Source organism: Cohnella hashimotonis (assembly GCF_030014955.1).
GTDB lineage: Bacteria > Bacillota > Bacilli > Paenibacillales > Paenibacillaceae > Cohnella > Cohnella hashimotonis.
This window is the reverse complement of sequence record NZ_JAGRPV010000001.1, coordinates 8,585,994-8,603,581: the sequence shown is the minus strand read 5'-3', so window position 1 is coordinate 8,603,581 and position 17,588 is coordinate 8,585,994. Positions and strand designations below refer to the sequence as shown.

Here is a 17,588-nt window from a genome sequence, read left to right as displayed (position 1 = left end):
AGGGCTGCGCCCTGGCGGTTGTCGGCTATGGTCGGATTCGATTGTCGCTCCCAAAGCGCTACTCCTGCGTCTTGACAGGAATGCCCGCCGCCACGAACTCGTCCAGGTCGCGGTTCGCCTTGGTCTGGTTGCACAGGTTGCAGGCGCAGACGCAGTTGTCCGGCGTCGTATGCCCGCCCTTGGAGCGCGGCAGCAGATGGTCGATCGTATCGCCGTAATCGCCACAGAAATAGCAGGTGTACTTGTCCCGGTTCAAGATCATCAGCCGGAAATCCCGGTTGCTGAGCAGCCTGCGTATCGTATGGCGGTTGACGACGACGGCTGCGTGCTCCCGCACCAGGGTGACCGCCATCTCCAGGTCGATCTCCTGGTACCAGCCGCGGCCCTTGTCGGTCCGGCCGCGCATGCGGACGAATCCCTCGCGCGTCGCCTGGAGCTGCGACGCGTCGTGCGGGTCGATGCCTCGCGCCGTGCCGCCCGGCGCGCTCGCCCGGGCGCGGGCCGAGCCGCGCGGCTGAACCCGCGGCGCAGCCTCGTTGGCCGCCGCCTGGCGCGGCTTGGCCTGCTGCGGCCTTGCGGCGGCGGCCTTCGGCTGCGGCGCGGCCGCTCGTGCGGGCGCTGCCTGCGCTGCCGGCAGCACGGCTTCCTTCGCCGGCTGCTGCTGCGCTGCAGCGCCACCGCCGCCGCGGCCCTTGCGCCGGCCGCGCCGCTTGCGCTTCGGCGCGCCGGCAGCCGCGGGCGCCGCAGGCTCCTCCGCCGGCGCCGCAGGCGCGGCCTGCTCCGGCGCAGTCAGCGCGCTCGCGCCGGCCGCAGCAGCCGAACCGCGCTTGCGCCGCCCGCGGCGCTTGCGCTTAGGCGCATCGGCAGCCGCAGGCGCCGGCTCCTCCGCCGGCGCCGCGGGCGCGGCCTGCTCCGCCTGCGGCTGCTGCGCATCGCTGCCCGCGGCGGGCGCTCCCCCGCGCCGCCGCCGGCGCTTGCGCGCGGGGCGCGGCGCCTCCTCGGGCGCGACGGCAAGCGCAGCCGCTTCGTCGAGCGCCGCCTCGGGCGCAGCCGCAGGCAGCCCGCGACGGCGCCGGCCGCGCTTGCCGCCCGGCGCCGCGCCTTCGGCGAAGCCGCCGGCGGGTACGCCCGCCTCCGCCGCTGCAGCGGGGGTGTCCGTCTCGCCCGGCGCGCGATCGGCGCCGGACGCCGCTGCAGGCAAGGACGCCCTGCACTGCTTGCAGATGCCCCTGCGCGCGTTCGCTCCCGCCCGCCGTCCGGATCTGCGGCGGAACTCCGATGTCGGTTTAAGCTCGAAGCAGCTCACGCATTGCTTCAATTCCGCGGACGCCGCCCGGCTCTCAGGTGTCGATGTCGGCTTGCTCAACGCTGTCAGCTCCGTATCTCGTTAGAAGTGTTATGACCATTATACTTGATTTGCCAACGTTTGGCTTGGCCGCTCCCTGCCCCTGGCAAAGCCGCGCTCACCGCGTACGTCCTCCAGCCTCCCCGGAACCGTCTATTCCGGCAGTTGCGCGTCACGCCTCGGCATTACATTTCACATGACTGCGGTAACTTACCAATTACTGCTCCCCCGTGCCACAATATGCCATAGTCGAGCCCGCTCGCGCGGCGTTCGAGACGGAACGAACGAAGGAGAGACGAAGCATGAAATTCAACAAAACCGCGCTGCGCCTGACTGCGGCAGCGGCGCTGGCCGTCGCGCTGATCGCGCCCGGTGCGGCCCAGGCGGCGAACGCCGTCGTCAAGACCGACAGTGAAAAGGGATTCGCCGCCCTGCAGGTCGGCGACCGCGTATTCGTGCACGACAGCGAGAAGCAGCTGTTCCAGACGAACGGCAAATTCCACGACGGCAAGCTGATCGACCTGTTCACGCTGCCCTACGGCCCCGCGACGATCCCGCTGATCCTCGTTTACAACGACAAGGCCGGCTTGACGGTGTTCAGCGACCTGTGGCCCGAGTTCGCCAAGGGCAAGGAAAAGAACACCACCGAGGAATACATGAGCGGCCATATCTCGTTCAAACCGATGAAGAAGGCAGCCAACCGGACGAACCACAACTATGCCGAGCAGGTCGGAGATACCGTGCACGTGTATACGGCCAATGACTTTGGCGATCTGAAAAAAGGCTATCATGAATCCTATGCGGTCAAGGGTACGTTGCGCGGCCTGATCCTGTACGATTGCTGCCCGTATGCGGTTCTCGAGAGCCCTGACGGCGGACTGGACGTCTACCATGCCGGCAAGGAAGGTCCGATGAAGGCGGGACATATCAATCTCTAAAATGACGGATCCGCAGACCCGGAGCCCTTGCGCTCCCCTGCGGATTTTTCCGTTGGCCCGCCGCCGTCCGCCCCCCACTCCTCGGGCAGCAGCCGCCGATAAGGCGAGCGCCGGTACCGGTCGTCGATCAGCACCAGCACGCCGCGGTCGCTCTCCGTCCGGATCAGCCTCCCTCCGGCCTGCAGCACCTTGTTCATGCCCGGGTAGACGTACGCATAGTCGAATCCCGGCAGTCCGGCTTCATCGTAATGCGTACGCATCAAATCCCGCTCGAAGCTCGGCTGCGGCATGCCCACCCCGACGATCGCAACGCCCTGCAGCCGGTCGCCGGCCAGATCGATGCCTTCCGAGAAGACGCCGCCCAGCACCGCGAAGCCGATCAAGGTTGCTCCCTCCTCGGCTTCGAACGCGGAGAGGTAGGCGCCGCGTTCTTCCTCGGTCATGTCCGGCCGCTGCGCCATCGTGCGCCATACGCCTCCGCCCTGTTCGAGAAATGTCTCGTAAACGGCGTTCAAATAGGCATAGGACGGGAAAAAATACAAATAACGTCCGGGTCGCCCGGAGATGAGATCGAGCAACCGAGAAGCGATCCGGCCGCGGCTCGCTTCCCTGTCCGCGTAACGGGTGGACAGCGGGACGACCTCCGTCTCCCACTGCTCGGCCCGAAACGGGGAGGGCACCGAGACCGAATAATCCGTCTCCTCCGCGCCGATGAGATCCATGTAGTAACCGAGCGGAAAAAGCGTCGCGGAAAAGCATATCTGCGAACGATAGCCCTTGCGCATCTGCCGCAGCAGCCGCGAAGGGTCCATGCAGAACAGCTTGATCCGCACGTCGCCGCGCTGCCGTTCGGCATAGACGATATGCCTTTCCTCGTCGTACAGCTTGACGATTCGCATCCAGTGTACAGCCGCAAAATAGGCCTCGAGCAGCAGCGCGTACGGGTCCGCTTCGGCAGTCGGTCCGTCCCCGGCATCCGCGGACGTATCCGCGGCGACAACGGAATTGACCGCGCCGGAGGAAGGAATAGCCAGCGTCTCCCATGCGCGCAGGGCGTCGTCCGCTCCAGCAGCGCTCCGTTCACGACCGGCCAATGCCGTCTCGGCCGCTTCGGCGAATGCCTCCACCGCTTCATTCAACGCTTCCGGCAATCCCTCGGGCAGCACGAGAAAAGCGCCTTGCTCTTCGTCCCGCTTGCGAATGGCAAGCAGAGCGGCGTCGACGGACTTGGCCGCGGCGCGCACGGCATTGTCCTTGCCCTTGAAGGCGCGTACGAGATTCAGAAAGTCTCGCTTGGTCAGCTCGGCGGAGTACATCTCGCGGGCGCGGTCCGGCAGATTGTGCGCCTCGTCGACCAGCAGCGCGCAGGAAGCCTTCCATTCGGCGGCCACTCGCTTGAGGGAGATACGAGGATCGAAGATATAGTTATAGTCGCAAATGACGGCATCGGCGACATAAGCGGCCTCCAGCGACATTTCGAACGGACAGACCCGGTGCTTGGCCGCGTAACGCAGCAGCTCGTCCTTGCCAATCAACGTTTCGTTCGACAGCAGATCCAGGATCGCGCCGTTGATCCGGTCGAAAAAGCCTTCCGCATACATGCATAAGCCGCCTGCGCAGCCCCCGCCGCCGGCTTGTTCGGCAGCCGCCGAGCACAGCTTGTCCTTGGCCGTGATCGTCACCGCATGCATTTGCAGCCCGCCGTCCTGCAGCCGCCTGAGCGCGTCCTCGGCGGACGCGCGCGTGGTGGTGCGGGCCGTCAGGTAAAAAAGGCGCGACAGCCGGCCTTCGCCGATCGACTTCACGGCGGGATAGAGCGTCGACATCGTCTTGCCGATGCCGGTCGGCGCTCTGGCGAACAGCTGGTGGCCTGCCTCGATGCTGCGGTAGACGGCGGCCGCGAGCTTCCGTTGGCCCGTACGGTACGCGGGATACGGGAAAACCAATCCCGCGATGCTGGCGTCCCGGGCGGCGCGATGCCGCAGCTGGAGCTCCGCTAAAGGCGCATAGCTCTCTACGTAGCTCCGAATGCGGCGTTCAAGCTCGACGAATTCGGCCGTCCGCTCGAAGGATCGGCGCGCGGCACCTTCCCCTCCCGTTTCCACGTAGGTCATTTTCACCCGTATGCGGTCCAGACCCTCTGCATTCGCGTACATATAAGCGTAGCAATAGGCTTGCGCCCAATGGACCTCGGGCGTCTCCGCCTCCAGTAGCGGCAGACTCCCGCCCGTAGACTTGATCTCCTCGATCGTGACGCCGCCATCCTCGCCGGTCAGCAAGCCGTCGCATCTGCCTTCGATCGCAAACAGCAGCTCTCCCCACAGAATCTCGGCGCGCAGCTGCACTTCGCTGCGGTCCCGCTCCCCGTAAGCCTCCTGTACCTGCTGATGCGCCTTGACGCCGTCCGCCATCGATGCGGTCTGGCGAAATCCGCTTGCCAGATCGCCGCTCCGCAGCGCATATTCGACCAGCGGCCTCACCGCGATCGTGACCGTCCCTCGCATATCGCCGTCCTCCAAGCCGCCTCGCGCTTTACCGCCGGAACATTTGTTCTCTCATTGTATCACGTCGCGGGCGTCATGGGAAAAGGCGAACGCCAAACAAACCCGCTTGGACGCGGAGCGCGCCAGCGGGTTCGTCCGTCGGGACAGGGCGGGGTCAGGGCTGTTTTTCCGACAGTTTCTCCTGCGCCAGCCGAATCATCTCGCGCACCATCGAGCCGCCGATCTTGCCGCCGACATGGCCCGCGTCTTCGGTCGTCAGATGACCGTTATCTCCCGGCGTCAGCGGCACGCCAAGCGACTTGGCGACCTCGTACTTTACGTCGTCCGGATGCGCGGGATCCACCGCATAGCCTTCCTTGCGCATGACCTCGGCCTTAAACGCGTTCACGCCTTGCTCGGCGCCGGGAACGGCCAGCCGCCTCGATCTTCTTCTGGACATGCCTCGCACCACCTTTTTATCGGATGATGCTAGCTTGCGCGTTCGCCGCGCCGTTATTCCAAAAAGAAAAGGAGCGGACAGCAGATGCTGCCAACTCCCTTTTGCGACGCTTATTTGCTCAGCAGCTCGACGACGTCTTGCAGCTGCCATTGCAGCGCTGCGGCGCTGAAGTCGTTCCAGTGACCGCTGTCCACGAGATACACTTGGTTTTTCTGAACCGCGGGGATGTTTTTCCAAGCCGAGTTTTTGAGCGCATCGTACGTGTCTCTGTCGGGTTGGCCGTCGACCATGATGAACAGGCGATCGGCGTCGGCCACGTTTGCCGGCACGGCCTCTTGCGTAACTTCGGTCGTGGCGGTCAGCGTCTTGACGTGCTCGGTCGGCAGGAAGCCGATATCCTCATAGAGCGGCGTGAACACCTTGGTCGGGTGTTCGTAAATTTTCTTGCTCCAAAATTGCAGAATGCCGACCTTCTCGCCTTCCGCGATCTTGCCCTTCAGCTTCTCCTTGGCGTCCGCGGCTTCGGCCTTGAAGCTGTCCAGGAATGCCTGTTTCTGGTCTTCGACGTTCAACAGCGCGGCCAGATCGTCCAGCTGCTCGTATGGCGTTCGGCCGAACGTAGTCGCGTAGGTCGGTGCGATCTTCTGCAGCGCGTCGACGACTTCGGGCTTGAAGTAATTGCTCACGATGATCAGATCGGGCGTCGCGCCCAGTACCTTCTCGTTGTCGGCTTCCTGGTCGCCTACGCTCTCGATGCCGGCGACGGCTTCCGGCTCGTCCTTGTACTTGTCGAGGTAGTAGTTGATCGTGCCGACCGGCTTGACCCCAAGCGCCAGCAGATCGCCGAAGTTGTTGAGCGCGACGACGCGCTGCGCCTTCACGGGCACCTCGACCTCGCGGCCCATGCCGTCGGTGACTTTTTTTGTCGTCGCGCCCGTATCGGACGATGCGGATGCGGATGCCGAAGCGCTCGCGCTTGCCGAAGCACTCTCGCTCCCGGACGGGGATGCGCCGGAAGATGCGTTATTGTTGTTCTTGCTGCCGCAGGCGGCAACGACGCTGACGAGCAGCAGGATGAAGGTGAGGAGCAAGCCGGATTTGCGAAGCTTTTTAGACATGTAAGTATTCTCTCCTTGGAGGGTTTGTTAAGGTTCTGCATGATCGCCGCGAACATAAACGATAACGATTCTCAATATCACTTGGACTATATTACCGGATAATTGGCGAAATGGCAAGACGCCAGCCCGGAACAAAAACAAATCCAATTATAAAGTTATTATTTATGAAAACTGTTCCATTTCCTGGTCAATTGCATTTATTCCACAAATCACTTTTATTTGTAATAATATAGAATTATTATAAATGAGAGAGCAATTATGAGGAAAAGGTTTTTCTCATTGACTGATCTCTTTACCGATCCAGCCGATTTTTCCGGTGAGGTCGTTTATAACCCTTAATCAAGTTTAAGGAGGATAACTTTATGAAAATCAAAAAACTAATTGTGGTTTCTGCCCTGGCGATATCAATTACTGGAGCTGGTATACTGGCCACCAAAGTTACGGATGCATCAAATGAGCCAAACTTGGCAGAGAAATTAGATCAAGGAACCGCTCATATCAACTACGAACAACCCATGTTTGACCGTATCAAGGACAAAAGCGTCGTAAAGAAGATCCAGGACAGCTGGGATCGCGCACTGAAAGTGCTTGAAGCAAACAAGATCGAAGCTGTACAAGACGACAAGGCTTGGGAACTCATCAACAGCGGAGATGTGGATATTGAGTTTACCAATCATTTGACGCAAAAAGAAGCCTTCTCATTTAATGCTGCCTTTAATTCCGAAGTAAAGAAAGAAGCATTAAAGTCTGGCGACTATTGGCCGGCACTGCTTCTTAACAAATCCGAAGGAAAAGCGATACTGTTCTGGGAGCGGGTAAACGGCGAGGTGGTCGTCGTGAATCTAAATCAAAATCTTAGCAAGGGTACGACACCGAGTTGGTCTGTGGAAGGCCCGGCGCTAGAGTATAAATAAAAAAGTCGTTCCTAGTCCGGCATACACCGGACAGGAACGACTTTTTTCTGAGCGAAAACCCTATTCAAGCACCGCGAACAGACCCTTGATGTGCGTCAGATAGCGGATGTTGCTCATTTCCTTCATCAGCGTCGCAGGGAAGCCCTTAAAGCGGGTGCCGCTCGCACCGACGGTGCCGACCGCGTCCTTGCGGCCGAGGCTGCCCAGCGTACCGGAGAATACCGGTTGGAACGTGTCTTGCACGCCGCCCTTGATTACGGCAGCCAGGTTGTGGCCGATGAGCTCGCCCATTTGCCAGGCCAGCTGTGCAGTCGGCGGATACGGACGCGCGCCTTCGCCAGGGATGACGACCGCGCAGTCGCCTGCGAGATAGACGTCAGGGTGCGAAGTCGATTGGAGCGTATCGGTAACCGAGGCGCGGCCGCGGTTCACTTCGATGCCGCAGTTCGCGACGATCTCGTGGCCTTGGACGCCGCCGGTCCAGATGATGGTGTTGGACTTGAGCGTGCGGCCGTCCTTCAGGGAGACGGTGTCCTTGGAAGCTTCGGTGATCGCTACGCTGATGATGAACTCGACGCCGCGCTTCTCGAGGCTCGCTTGGGCGCGGGCGATGAGCTCCGGCGGGAAGATCGGCAGAATCGCCGGGCCGGCTTCCACGACGTAGAGCTTGATGTCGGCCGGGTCGATGCCCTTGGCGCGTGCGACTTCAGGCAGCTTGTCGGCGAATTCGCCGACGAGCTCGATGCCCGTCAGGCCGCCGCCGCCGACGACGATCGTTGCGTCGGCCGGGTCCTTGGACGCCTTGTAGGCGTCAAGGCGCGCATGAACGTGCTCGCGGATCTTGTTGGCGTCGCTGACGGACTTCAGCACGAAGCTGTTCTCTTGCAGTCCCGGAATGCCAAAGTAAGCCGTCTCGGAACCGAGGGCGATGACGAGGTTGTCGTACGTGTACGAGCCGCCGCCTGCCGTCGTTACCTTTTTGTCGTTCGGCTTGATCTCCTTGACCGTATCGATGATCACATTGATGCCTTGGTTCTTCAGCAACTTGGCAAGCGGCAGCGCAACAGCAGGTTCGCTGATCGTGCCTGCAGCCAGCCGGTGCAGCTCGGTAATGATCTGGTGGGTCGGATAACGGTTGATGACCGTAATCGCCGCTTCGTGGACGCTCAGGTGCTGACGAGCCGTCAGCGCGCTCAGCAATCCGCCGTAACCGCCGCCCAGGATCAAGATTTGTTTAGCCATGGTCCATCCTCCGTTCGTGAGTCAGTGGTTTGGGGATTAGCGTTGCTGCTGGCGCTCCGCCAGTACGTTCAGGAATGCTTGGGTGTAGCGCAGCGTCTTCTGCACTTGCGGATCCTTCAGCATCTTGAGCAGACCGAACAGGCCCACAGCCTGCGTGTCGGCTTCGGCGCGGTCGCCCGCTTCGATGGCTGCAGATGCGAGACCCTTGGCCTTGTCGACGACCGGCGTGAAAAACTCGACGATGCCCGCCTTCGTATCGTTGATGAAAACTTGGTCCTTCGCGAGGCCGGAAGCGAAGTCGTACGCCGCGGTCAGCGTCGTCACCATCTCGGTCAGCTTGGGCAGGTTGTCCACCAGCGTAGTGAGCGATTGTTGAACTTCCGGCTTCATCAGTTGATCCAGCACATCCTGGGCCTTTTGCGCGTCGACGGCTTGCTCGGCGCCTTGCGATTGCGGTGTGGTAGTCATGAGACAAAGTCCTCCTTTACAGTAAGGTCATGCGGTCTCTTGCGATTCTCCGTCTCGGCGGACGAAGGGGCACGGGGAGGCGGGCGACATTTGTACCATTTTTCACATAAAAAGGCGTGCCGCTATTCCTTTGGCTTCTTCGTATTCGATCCGGAAGGTCGAAATGAACCCTTGTTCCCCATTTTACACCCGTTTGCGTCCCAGATGTAAAAAAATTAAAAAGGTTAATTGTGTCTATTTTGTGTCAGAGCTTGTCGGATTGTTGGACGCTTGCGCGGAAGTTGACGAGACGTAGGCGGCGCGGCTCGAACCGAGCCCGAACAGCGCAGCCAGCGCCACGACAACGACCATCACGACAAGCGGCGTCTGCCAGCCGCCGGAGCGGTCGTGAACGAAGCCGATAAAAGCAGGGCCGACGGCCGCCACGAGGTAGCCCACGAACTGGGCCATGCCCGACAGCTCCGTCGCCTCGGATGCGGTGCGCGTACGCAGCGAGAAAAACACGAGGCAGAGGCTGAAGCTCGCGCCCGCGCCGATCCCGATCAGGAGCACCCACGCAACCGTAAGAGGCCCGGTGCCGGAATCGAAAAGCAGGCCCCCGTAACCGACGAGCAGCATCGCCATGACGACCGCCATGATGCCCCGCTGGCTCGGACGCCGCGCAGCCAGCACCGGCGCGAGGAAGTTCGCGGGCAAGCCGATGATCTGCATGAGCGACAGCATCCACCCCGCCGTGCCCGGGCTCATCCCGCGGTCCTGCAGAAGCTCCGGCAGCCAGGTGACGTTGACGTAAAAAATGATCGATTGGAAGCCCATGAAGAGCGATACCTGCCACGCTAGCGGGGACCGCCAAGGGCGCGCGGACGCCGAAGCCGGACGGCTGACGCCCCGCTCGCGCCGGCCGCGGCTGACCTGCGGCAGCCAGGCGACCATCGCCAGCGCCGAGGCGAGCCCCCATACGCCGAGCGCGCCGCGCCAGCCGAAGCCCGGCGCGTCCGCGATCGGAATGCTGACGCCGGATGCGATGCCGGCGACGAGCGTCAGCGCGACCGAATAGATGCCGGTCATGAGGCCTGCGCGGTTCTCGAAGTCCCGCTTGATGAGCGCGGGCACGAGCACGTTGCCCACGCCGATGCCGATACCGATCAATACGGTGCCCGCGAACAACAGCGCCGAATAAGGCGCGGCACGCACGATCACGCCCACCGTGATCAAGGCCATGCCGGCAAGCAGCATGTTCTCCGCGCCGAAGCGGCGCGACAGCTTGGGCGCTACCGGCGAGATCACGGCGAAGGCAAGCAGGCCGAGCGTCGTGAGCATGCCGGCGCCCGCGCCGGACAGGCTCAGGTCGTCCTTGATCCGGCCGACGACCGGACCGACCGCCGTTAAGGCGCCGCGCAGGTTGGCCGCGATGAGCACGATGCCGACGGCCAGCCAGAGCAGCCGTCCGCGTTTCGCTTTCACCTCGCGCTCGCGTTCCTGGGCAATCTCCAGCTCGAGCTCGCGCCGGGATTGCGCGCCTTCTTGTTCAGAATGCGCGTACGCATCCGCCGCCGGCCGCGAATTGTGTATTTTCGTCTGTTTGTTCAATTCTTTCATCCTCCAGCGCGTCCGCGGCTCGCTTGAATAGCGTGCGCTTTCGTCCGTCATGCGATTCAACCTTCAGGCGTCGCCATCCGTTCCGCTTAGCATTGTAACACAGTGCGGTCCCCTCCAAATTTCAAAAAGCCGAAAAAAAGAGAAGCAACATGAATTTTACATCATTTTGAATCCATTCCCACGCTTGTATGCTAGACGTAATTCAAGCCGCCCGCCGCTCGCCGGGCAGCGCAGCAAGGAGAGATGGAAGTGGCAAAATGGTCGCTCGGCAAAAGAGAGCACGCAAGCTGGGCCTTGTTTATCGCACCGGCGTTTCTGATCTATACGATTATCTTTTTGGGGCCCGTCGTCACCAGCTTTTATTACAGCATGACGAACTGGAACGGGCTCTCCAAGACGATGGACTTCGTCGGCCTGCGCAACTTCGCGCATCTGGCGTCGGACGCGGCCTTCCTCAAGGCGCTCCGCAATACGTTCCTGTTCACGGTACTCGTCGTCCTGCTCCAGAACGGACTGGCGATCCCCCTCGCGCTGGCGCTTGACGCCAAGCTGAAGACCAAAGCGCTGCTGCGCGCGGTGTTCTTCTCGCCCGCCATTCTTAGTCCGCTGGTCGTCGGCTATACGTGGCTCTATATCTACCAGCCGCAGAGCGGCCTGCTCAACAGTCTGCTTCGGGCCGTCGGTCTGGGAGACTGGGAGCAGCCCTGGCTCGGCGATCCCCGGTTCGCCCTGTACGCCATCGTGCTGATCGTGCTGTGGCAATATGTCGGGTACTCGATGGTCATTTTCGTGGCCAATCTCCAATCGATTCCGGGCGATTACTACGAGGCCGCAGATATTGACGGGGCCGGCGGCTGGCGTAAGTTCAGATCGATTACCTTCCCGCTCATGGCGCCGTCGCTCACGATCAATATCGTGCTGGCCAGCATCGGCTCCCTGAAGGCTTTCGATATCATTTACGTAACGACGAAGGGCGGACCTTTTCAGGCGACGGAGACGATCACGACGCTGCTGTTCAGTACGGCCTTCTCCCGCAACCAGTTCGGCTACGGCACCTCGATCGGCGTCGTTATGTTTTTCCTCGTCCTGATCGTCTCCGTCCTGCAGATCTTCCTGCTTCGCAAAAGAGAGGTGACCGCCTGAATGAATACCGCGCGACGCAACACCATCGTCCTTGAAGCCGTCATGATCGCCGCAGCCACCGTCTTTTTTATTCCGTTCTACTTCATCGTCGCCATGACATTCAAATCGCCCGAGGAGATGGCGGGTTTTCCCCTCTCCCTGCCCGGCTCGCTCCGGTTCGACAACTATGCGGACACCTGGCGCATGATGCGGTTCCCGACCGTGCTCGGCAACACGCTGCTCATCACCGCGAGCGCCGTGGCGGCGCTCGTCCTGTTCGGCTCGCTCGCCGCCTACCCGCTTGCCAGGAAATCGAACCGAATTTATAATTTTCTGTACATTTATTTTATCGCCGGCATTATGGTGCCGTTCCAGCTGGCCATGGTCCCGCTGTACCGATTCGTCAACGCGCTGCATCTGGTAAATACCTACCACGGCGCGGTGCTGATCTATTCGGCGATCAACCTGCCGATGGCGATCTTTCTTTATGCCGGATTTCTGAAGGCCACGCCCAGAGAGCTGGAGGAGGCCGCCTGGATCGACGGCTGCTCCCGCTTCAGAGCGTTCTGGGTCGCCGTGTTCCCGATCGTCAAGCCCGCGACTGCGACGGTCGCGGTGCTGTGCTCGCTCAGCACGTGGAACGATTTTATCATCCCGCTGCTGTTCCTCCAGGATCAGGACCGGCGGACGATCACGATCGAGCTGTACATGTTCGTCGGCGAGCATGTCACCAACTGGTCCCTGCTGTTTCCCGGCATGGTGCTGTCGGTGATTCCGCTGCTGGCCGCTTACCTTTTCCTCCAAAAGTATATTATTAAAGGAATCGCCGCCGGCTCCGTCAAAGGGTAGGCGGGCAAGGCGACGCTCGTTCAGCAGGTTCATCATCCTCAGGGGGCGACGCCATGAATCCGCGGCCCTTCCCGATTCGGGAATGGAATCTTAACGCCAAGCTCATCTCACTCTATTCGGTCACGATCATCGTGCCTGTCATTCTGCTGACGATGTTCGGCTTCCAGCGCTACAATGAAAACCTGCAGCGCAAGGTCGGCGAATACGGCCTGAGCCTTACCGATCAGGTGAGCAAAAATCTCGACACGTACGTACAGCAGATCGATCGCATGGCCTCGACCTTTTATCTCGACGTCTGGGACACGATCAGCCCCAAGATCGACCGCGGCAACCCCGCCGACGCCTTCCGCGAGAAGGTGATGGTCGATCGCGCGCTCCGCAATATTTTGCTGGCCATCCCCTTCTCCGATCTGCTCGGCGCGTACTGGATCGGGGACGGCCAGGTGATGTACTCCCAATACGGCACTGGCGAATGGATCGACCATACGGGCTTCGAGGAGGCCGGCTGGTACGAACAGGTGCTGAAGATGGACGGCAAGGGACTGTTAATCCCGCCGTACAAGGTGAATACGAGGTCGGGCGAAAAATTCGTGCTGTCCTATGCGCGCAGCATCGTCAACGTGAGCAATCGGCAGTCCTACGGCGTCCTGCTGCTCGATTTTTCGACGGACGGCCTTAAAGACCTGACGGAAAATCTGAAAAGCTCCGCAGCCGGCACGCTGTTCATTCTCGACGGCAGCGGACGCATCGCCTACCATCCGGACCCTGCGCGCATGCTCCAGCCCTTCCCGCTTCAGACGGATGCTTCCTACGGCTACTACAAGGACGATATCGGCGGCGTCGCCACGATGATCCACTATGTCCGTTCCCCCGCGACGGGCTGGACGCTCGTCAACACGATCGAGGTCAGCCATCTGTCCAACGAGCTCGTCATTCTCCGCAGGCTGCTGTGGAATTCGGCCATCGTGCTGCTGCTCGTCTCCATCACGCTGACCGGACTGCTGACGACGACGATCAACCGCCCCCTGAAGGAGCTGAAGCGCCTGATGCATCGGGTCGAGATGGGCGACTACAACGTCAAGTTCCAGACGCGCTCGAACGATGAGATGAACCGGCTCGGCCGCAGCTTCAACGCGATGGTGGCCAAGCTCAACGAGTTGGTCAACCATGTGCTTCATATGAAAATCTACCGTCAGCAAGCGCAGGTGTCCGTGCTGCGAAGCCAGATCAATCCGCACTTTTTGTACAATACGCTCGAATCGATCAACATGAAGGCCGAGATGAACGGCGACTACGAGGTCGCCGACATGGTGACGCTGCTGGGCAAGCTGTTCCGGCTCTCCCTTCGCTCGGAGGCCGAGACGGTTCCGCTATTTCGCGAGCTGGAATATGTAAGCGTGTTTATGCGCCTCCAGCGTATCCGGTTCCCCCGCATGACGTTCGAGACGGACATTCCGGACAGCTTGCTGGCGCTGGACGTTCCGCAGTGGATCGTTCAGCCGCTCATCGAGAATGCGATCATTCACGGACGCGTACCCGCCAAAAAGGAGGGCTGGATTCGAGTTCGGGCGAAGGCCGGCGCAGGCGGCGAATTGACGATCTTCGTGGAGGACAACGGCACGGGCATCGCCCCGGACCGGCTAGAGTGGCTCCGCGTCCGCCTGAGCGCGGCGGAGACCGAGGAGGCGGAAGACGGCGAGCATATCGGCCTGCGCAACGTCCATCGCCGGATCCGGTTCCTGTGCGGCGACGGCTACGGGCTGTTCGTCTCGAACCGCGCCGAAGGGGGCACGGTCGTAGAGATCCGGTTGACCGACATCCATAAGGAGCGTGATCGCGGTGCCTAAGCTATTGATCGTGGACGACGAGGAGATGATCCGGGCGGGACTGTCGCAGATCGTGCCCCGGCTGCTGCCGTCCTGGCAAGTGATCGGCGCGTGCGAGGATGCAGCGTCCGCGTGGTCGGCCATCGCCGCAGAACGTCCGGATCTGCTTATTCTCGATATCGGCATGCCCGGCGAGAGCGGCCTCGCGCTCGCCGATCGTCTGGCGCGCGAGAAGCCGGATATCGCGATCGTCATGCTGACCGGCTTCGACAAGTTCGATCACGTTCAGGCCGCGCTCCGCAGCGGCGTCAGCGATTATCTGCTCAAGCCCGTGCAGCGCGACGAGCTGAAGGCGGCGATTATGAAGGCCGAGGAACGCATCGAAGCGAAGCGCAGGCAGCGCGACCTGCTGTTCGTGCAAGCGCTCGGCGAATGGATTGTTGCAGGCAAGCCGGAGCGGCTTCAGGCCCTCAATCGCTTGCTGGCCGAGGACGGGCTCCTGCGTCCGGGAGCGAGCTTTAATTTGAAGCTGACGATCTACTTGCGGGACGGCGACGGCGCCTGTGCGTCCGATCTCGTACCCGGCAAGGGGGTTCGCCAGGTGCGCGTCGAAGCGGATCTCGACGCGCTTCGGCGCGCGGGCGCCGTCGTCCGCAAATGGGTCGTCGTGCCGCTCGCCGAGACGTGCGACCTGCTGTTCGTTGCGGGCGAGGGGCTGCCGGTCGCCGCGGAGCTGCCGGTGACAGAAGACGAACGAGCGGCGTGCACCCTGTCCGGCTGCGGCGACCCCGTCGCCGATCCCGCGGACCTGCCCACGCTGTTCAGGACCGTCCAGGGACGTCTGCTAAGCGGAACGGCAACGATGGAGGCGGCTTCCGAGGCGGAGTCCGAGCACGCGGCCCGGCTGACGGCCGCGCTGGAGACGAACGATCCCGCCAGCGCCGCGGCGGCGATCCGCCAGTGGGCGGCCTGGCTCAGGACGGATGCCGCGCTGACGATGCAGGGCGCCTACCGTTTGATCTCGTTCATCACGGGACCGCAGATGAACCGCGGGATGAATCCCCTGATCCGGGCGCTGCAGCCCGAACTGGCGAGCTTGACCGGCCGGCTGCTCTTCTCCCGCGATCCGTCCGCGCTGCTGGCCGAGATCGAAGCGTTCGCCGGGCGGATCGCCTCGGCCCGGCATGCCCTGCCCGAAGAGCGCAAGATCATCGGCAGGGTGAAGGAGATGATTCGGCGCGAGTACGCCAAGCCGAGCTTTACGCTAGAGCAAGCCGCGGCGAGCGTATACTTGAACCCGACCTACTTGAGCGAGCTGTTCAAGGCGTCCACGGGACAGAAGTTCATCGATTACATAACGGACGTCCGTCTGGACGAGGCGCGCCGTTTGCTGCAGGAGACCGACATGAAGATGTACGAGGTGTGCGAAGCCGTCGGCTATACGAGCTCCAAATATTTCAGCACGCTGTTCCGCAAGCGCTTCGACAGGACGCCGACGCAATATCGCGAGCAGGCCGGCTACGGCGGATCCGCACGCGAGGAACCTTGACGCGGTCCGTCGTCCTGGAAGCGACAGCCGCCCGATACGAAGCGGCGCACAAGCGTTCCCCTACTTCCTAACATGAGCCGGATATGCCGTCCTGCGCAGCCGCGCATACGGTTTGTCCGGTTCATTCCTTTTATGAAAATCGTTCGAAATTCACGGCAAATCGTTTCGTTCGTCTGCGCGGCGCGGCCGCCGCGGCCGACATCCGAAAATAAAGGAACAAACACGAATTTTAAGTCATAGGCTTTCGCCGCCATTTTCCCTAGCATGGAATTGTGCCTTATCCCATTCGAACCGGAGGAGTAAATATGAGAAAAAAAGGGTTGGTTATCGGCTTGTCGGTGTTGATGGCTGCGTCGCTCGGCGCATGCGGCGGCAACGAAAAGAATAACGCGGCGAACGGCGGTTCCGCCTCCGCTTCGGCCCCTTCCGCGAGCGCGTCCGAATCCGCGGGCACCGCCGCGCCCGGAGGCAAGGGCGAGCAGACGGAGCTGAAGGTGACCGGGTTCAAATCCGGCGCTGAGCTGGGCGCGATTCCCGAGCTCAACGACAAGTTCATGCAGGAAAATCCGGACGTCAAAGTCGTCTACGAGGGCATGCCGGGCGGACAGTTCAAGGAATTCATCAAAACCCGGTTCGCGGCATCCGACGCTTCGGACGTCATCATGCTGCATCCCGGACTGTCGAACGTCATCGCTTACGGCAAAGCCGGTTATCTCTACGACTTGTCCGGCGAGTCCTGGATCGGGAATTTCACGGAGGCTTCGCTCAAGGCCAGCTCGGACGAGGGCAAGGTATACGGAATTCCGAACGACATGAACGTCCTCGGCGTCTTTTATAACAAAAAAATGTTCGCCGACCTGTCCATCTCCACGCCGAAGAGCTGGGACGAATTCACGGCGGCCGCCGAGAAGATCAAGGCGTCGGGCAAGCTGCCGATCTCGATCGGCAACAATGATGGCTGGATGACGCTGGCCGCGATGTACACGATGGCGCCCGCGCTTGTCTATGGCGCGAATCCGGCGTTCGACGCGCAGCTTAACGAAGGCAAGGTCACATTCGCCGAGGGCTGGAAGGACATGGCCGATAAATGGTATTCGCTGAACGACAAGGGCTATCTGACCGCGAAAAGCACGGGCGTCAGCCTCGATCAGGCCCAGCAAGCGTTTGCCAAGGGAGAAGCCGCGATGTACATCGACGGCAGCTGGTCCCTCTCAGGCATCAAGAAGACCAATCCGGATCTCGACGTAGGCATGTTCGCGATGCCGTCCAACGCCGCGGGACAGGATGTCGTCGCTTCGGCGGCCGTCGGCACGACGTTCGCGATCAACAAGGATACGAAGGTGCTGGACGCAGCCAAGAAGTATCTCGAATTCTGGAGCCGGGCCGAAAACCAAAAGGTATGGGCCGCCAGCCAGCAGGCGTTCATGACGATCAAGGGCGAGACGGGCGACCTGGACCCTGCGTTCGATGAGATCGCGGCCGTCGTGGCGGCAGGCCGGAGCTATCCCTTCCTCGATCAGGGCTGGGTATACGGGGATGCGGCGAATGCGGAGCTGATGACTTCCGCGCAAGGGGTCTACCTGAAGGCGATCGCGCCTCAGGCAATGCTGGAGAACATGGATAAATCCTGGAAGCAGGCGGCAGGTCAATAGATTCGACGGCGGCGGCAGTCCGC

At 61.5% G+C, this 17,588-nt stretch carries 14 protein-coding genes; 7 read left to right on the top strand and 7 right to left on the bottom strand.

The genetic code is table 11. The features are described 5' to 3' along the window. Positions 1 to 58: 58 nt before the first annotated feature. The gene (locus KB449_RS34345; protein ID WP_282912658.1) at positions 59 to 1,366 is read right to left on the bottom strand and encodes an HNH endonuclease; all 1,308 of its coding nucleotides are present in this window, start codon (positions 1,364 to 1,366) and stop codon (positions 59 to 61) included. A gap of 281 nt (positions 1,367 to 1,647) precedes the next feature. On the opposite strand from KB449_RS34345, the gene KB449_RS34340 reads away from it, so the two are divergent. Next, positions 1,648 to 2,283: a hypothetical protein gene (locus KB449_RS34340; RefSeq protein WP_282912657.1), complete on the top strand. Its 636-nt coding sequence runs from the start codon at positions 1,648 to 1,650 to the stop codon at positions 2,281 to 2,283. Here KB449_RS34340 and KB449_RS34335 read toward each other — a convergent pair. The 3 genes from KB449_RS34335 to KB449_RS34325 form a co-directional block, all read right to left on the bottom strand. Next, a complete protein-coding gene (locus KB449_RS34335; RefSeq protein ID WP_282912656.1) occupies positions 2,280 to 4,787 on the bottom strand; it encodes an ATP-dependent DNA helicase in 2,508 nt (835 codons plus the stop codon). The genes KB449_RS34340 and KB449_RS34335 overlap by 4 nt on opposite strands. Positions 4,788 to 4,941: 154 nt before the next feature. Next, positions 4,942 to 5,226, bottom strand: a complete 285-nt coding sequence (locus tag KB449_RS34330; RefSeq protein WP_282912655.1) for an alpha/beta-type small acid-soluble spore protein — start codon at positions 5,224 to 5,226, stop codon at positions 4,942 to 4,944. Between the two features lie 110 nt (positions 5,227 to 5,336). Then, complete coding sequence (locus tag KB449_RS34325; protein ID WP_282912654.1) at positions 5,337 to 6,344, bottom strand: ABC transporter substrate-binding protein; 1,008 nt, start codon at positions 6,342 to 6,344, stop codon at positions 5,337 to 5,339. Positions 6,345 to 6,706: 362 nt separating this feature from the next. Here KB449_RS34325 and KB449_RS34320 point away from each other — a divergent pair, with 362 nt between their 5' ends. Next, positions 6,707 to 7,258, top strand: a complete 552-nt coding sequence (locus KB449_RS34320; RefSeq protein ID WP_282912653.1) for a hypothetical protein — start codon at positions 6,707 to 6,709, stop codon at positions 7,256 to 7,258. A 60-nt stretch (positions 7,259 to 7,318) separates the two neighbouring features. Here the strand turns inward: KB449_RS34320 and KB449_RS34315 are convergent, their stop codons facing one another. The 3 genes from KB449_RS34315 to KB449_RS34305 all read right to left on the bottom strand — a co-directional run bounded on the left by KB449_RS34315 (position 7,319) and on the right by KB449_RS34305 (position 10,558). Beyond that, positions 7,319 to 8,500: an NAD(P)/FAD-dependent oxidoreductase gene (locus KB449_RS34315; RefSeq protein ID WP_282912652.1), complete on the bottom strand. Its 1,182-nt coding sequence runs from the start codon at positions 8,498 to 8,500 to the stop codon at positions 7,319 to 7,321. A gap of 36 nt (positions 8,501 to 8,536) precedes the next feature. Continuing rightward, on the bottom strand, positions 8,537 to 8,968 hold the full coding sequence (locus KB449_RS34310; protein ID WP_277568086.1) for a DUF1641 domain-containing protein: 432 nt from the start codon (positions 8,966 to 8,968) through the stop codon (positions 8,537 to 8,539). A gap of 234 nt (positions 8,969 to 9,202) precedes the next feature. Then, the gene (locus KB449_RS34305) at positions 9,203 to 10,558 is read right to left on the bottom strand and encodes a CynX/NimT family MFS transporter (RefSeq protein ID WP_282912651.1); all 1,356 of its coding nucleotides are present in this window, start codon (positions 10,556 to 10,558) and stop codon (positions 9,203 to 9,205) included. Between the two features lie 258 nt (positions 10,559 to 10,816). Here KB449_RS34305 and KB449_RS34300 point away from each other — a divergent pair, with 258 nt between their 5' ends. From KB449_RS34300 to KB449_RS34280, 5 genes are all read left to right on the top strand, one after another. Then, positions 10,817 to 11,710 (top strand): carbohydrate ABC transporter permease, encoded by an 894-nt coding sequence (locus tag KB449_RS34300; RefSeq protein WP_282912650.1) that lies wholly within the window; start codon positions 10,817 to 10,819, stop codon positions 11,708 to 11,710. Next, positions 11,711 to 12,538: a carbohydrate ABC transporter permease gene (locus KB449_RS34295; protein ID WP_282912649.1), complete on the top strand. Its 828-nt coding sequence runs from the start codon at positions 11,711 to 11,713 to the stop codon at positions 12,536 to 12,538. Positions 12,539 to 12,591: 53 nt separating this feature from the next. Continuing rightward, complete coding sequence (locus KB449_RS34290; protein ID WP_282912648.1) at positions 12,592 to 14,385, top strand: cache domain-containing sensor histidine kinase; 1,794 nt, start codon at positions 12,592 to 12,594, stop codon at positions 14,383 to 14,385. Further along, positions 14,378 to 15,913 carry a response regulator gene (locus KB449_RS34285; protein ID WP_282912647.1) on the top strand — a complete coding sequence of 512 codons (1,536 nt, stop codon included), beginning with the start codon at positions 14,378 to 14,380 and terminating at the stop codon, positions 15,911 to 15,913. Before KB449_RS34290 ends, KB449_RS34285 begins: the two co-directional genes overlap by 8 nt. A 305-nt stretch (positions 15,914 to 16,218) precedes the next feature. Then, a complete protein-coding gene (locus KB449_RS34280) occupies positions 16,219 to 17,565 on the top strand; it encodes an ABC transporter substrate-binding protein (RefSeq protein ID WP_282912646.1) in 1,347 nt (448 codons plus the stop codon). Positions 17,566 to 17,588 lie beyond the last annotated feature (23 nt).

Coding starts and splice junctions, on each gene's coding strand:
- KB449_RS34330 (WP_282912655.1), bottom strand. CDS start 5,226: ATGTCCAGAAGAAGATCGAGGCGGCTGGCCGTTCCCGGCGCCGAGCAA.
- KB449_RS34315 (WP_282912652.1), bottom strand. CDS start 8,500: ATGGCTAAACAAATCTTGATCCTGGGCGGCGGTTACGGCGGATTGCTG.
- KB449_RS34280 (WP_282912646.1), top strand. CDS start 16,219: ATGAGAAAAAAAGGGTTGGTTATCGGCTTGTCGGTGTTGATGGCTGCG.
- KB449_RS34310 (WP_277568086.1), bottom strand. CDS start 8,968: ATGACTACCACACCGCAATCGCAAGGCGCCGAGCAAGCCGTCGACGCG.
- KB449_RS34340 (WP_282912657.1), top strand. CDS start 1,648: ATGAAATTCAACAAAACCGCGCTGCGCCTGACTGCGGCAGCGGCGCTG.
- KB449_RS34295 (WP_282912649.1), top strand. CDS start 11,711: ATGAATACCGCGCGACGCAACACCATCGTCCTTGAAGCCGTCATGATC.
- KB449_RS34320 (WP_282912653.1), top strand. CDS start 6,707: ATGAAAATCAAAAAACTAATTGTGGTTTCTGCCCTGGCGATATCAATT.
- KB449_RS34335 (WP_282912656.1), bottom strand. CDS start 4,787: ATGCGAGGGACGGTCACGATCGCGGTGAGGCCGCTGGTCGAATATGCG.
- KB449_RS34290 (WP_282912648.1), top strand. CDS start 12,592: ATGAATCCGCGGCCCTTCCCGATTCGGGAATGGAATCTTAACGCCAAG.
- KB449_RS34325 (WP_282912654.1), bottom strand. CDS start 6,344: ATGTCTAAAAAGCTTCGCAAATCCGGCTTGCTCCTCACCTTCATCCTG.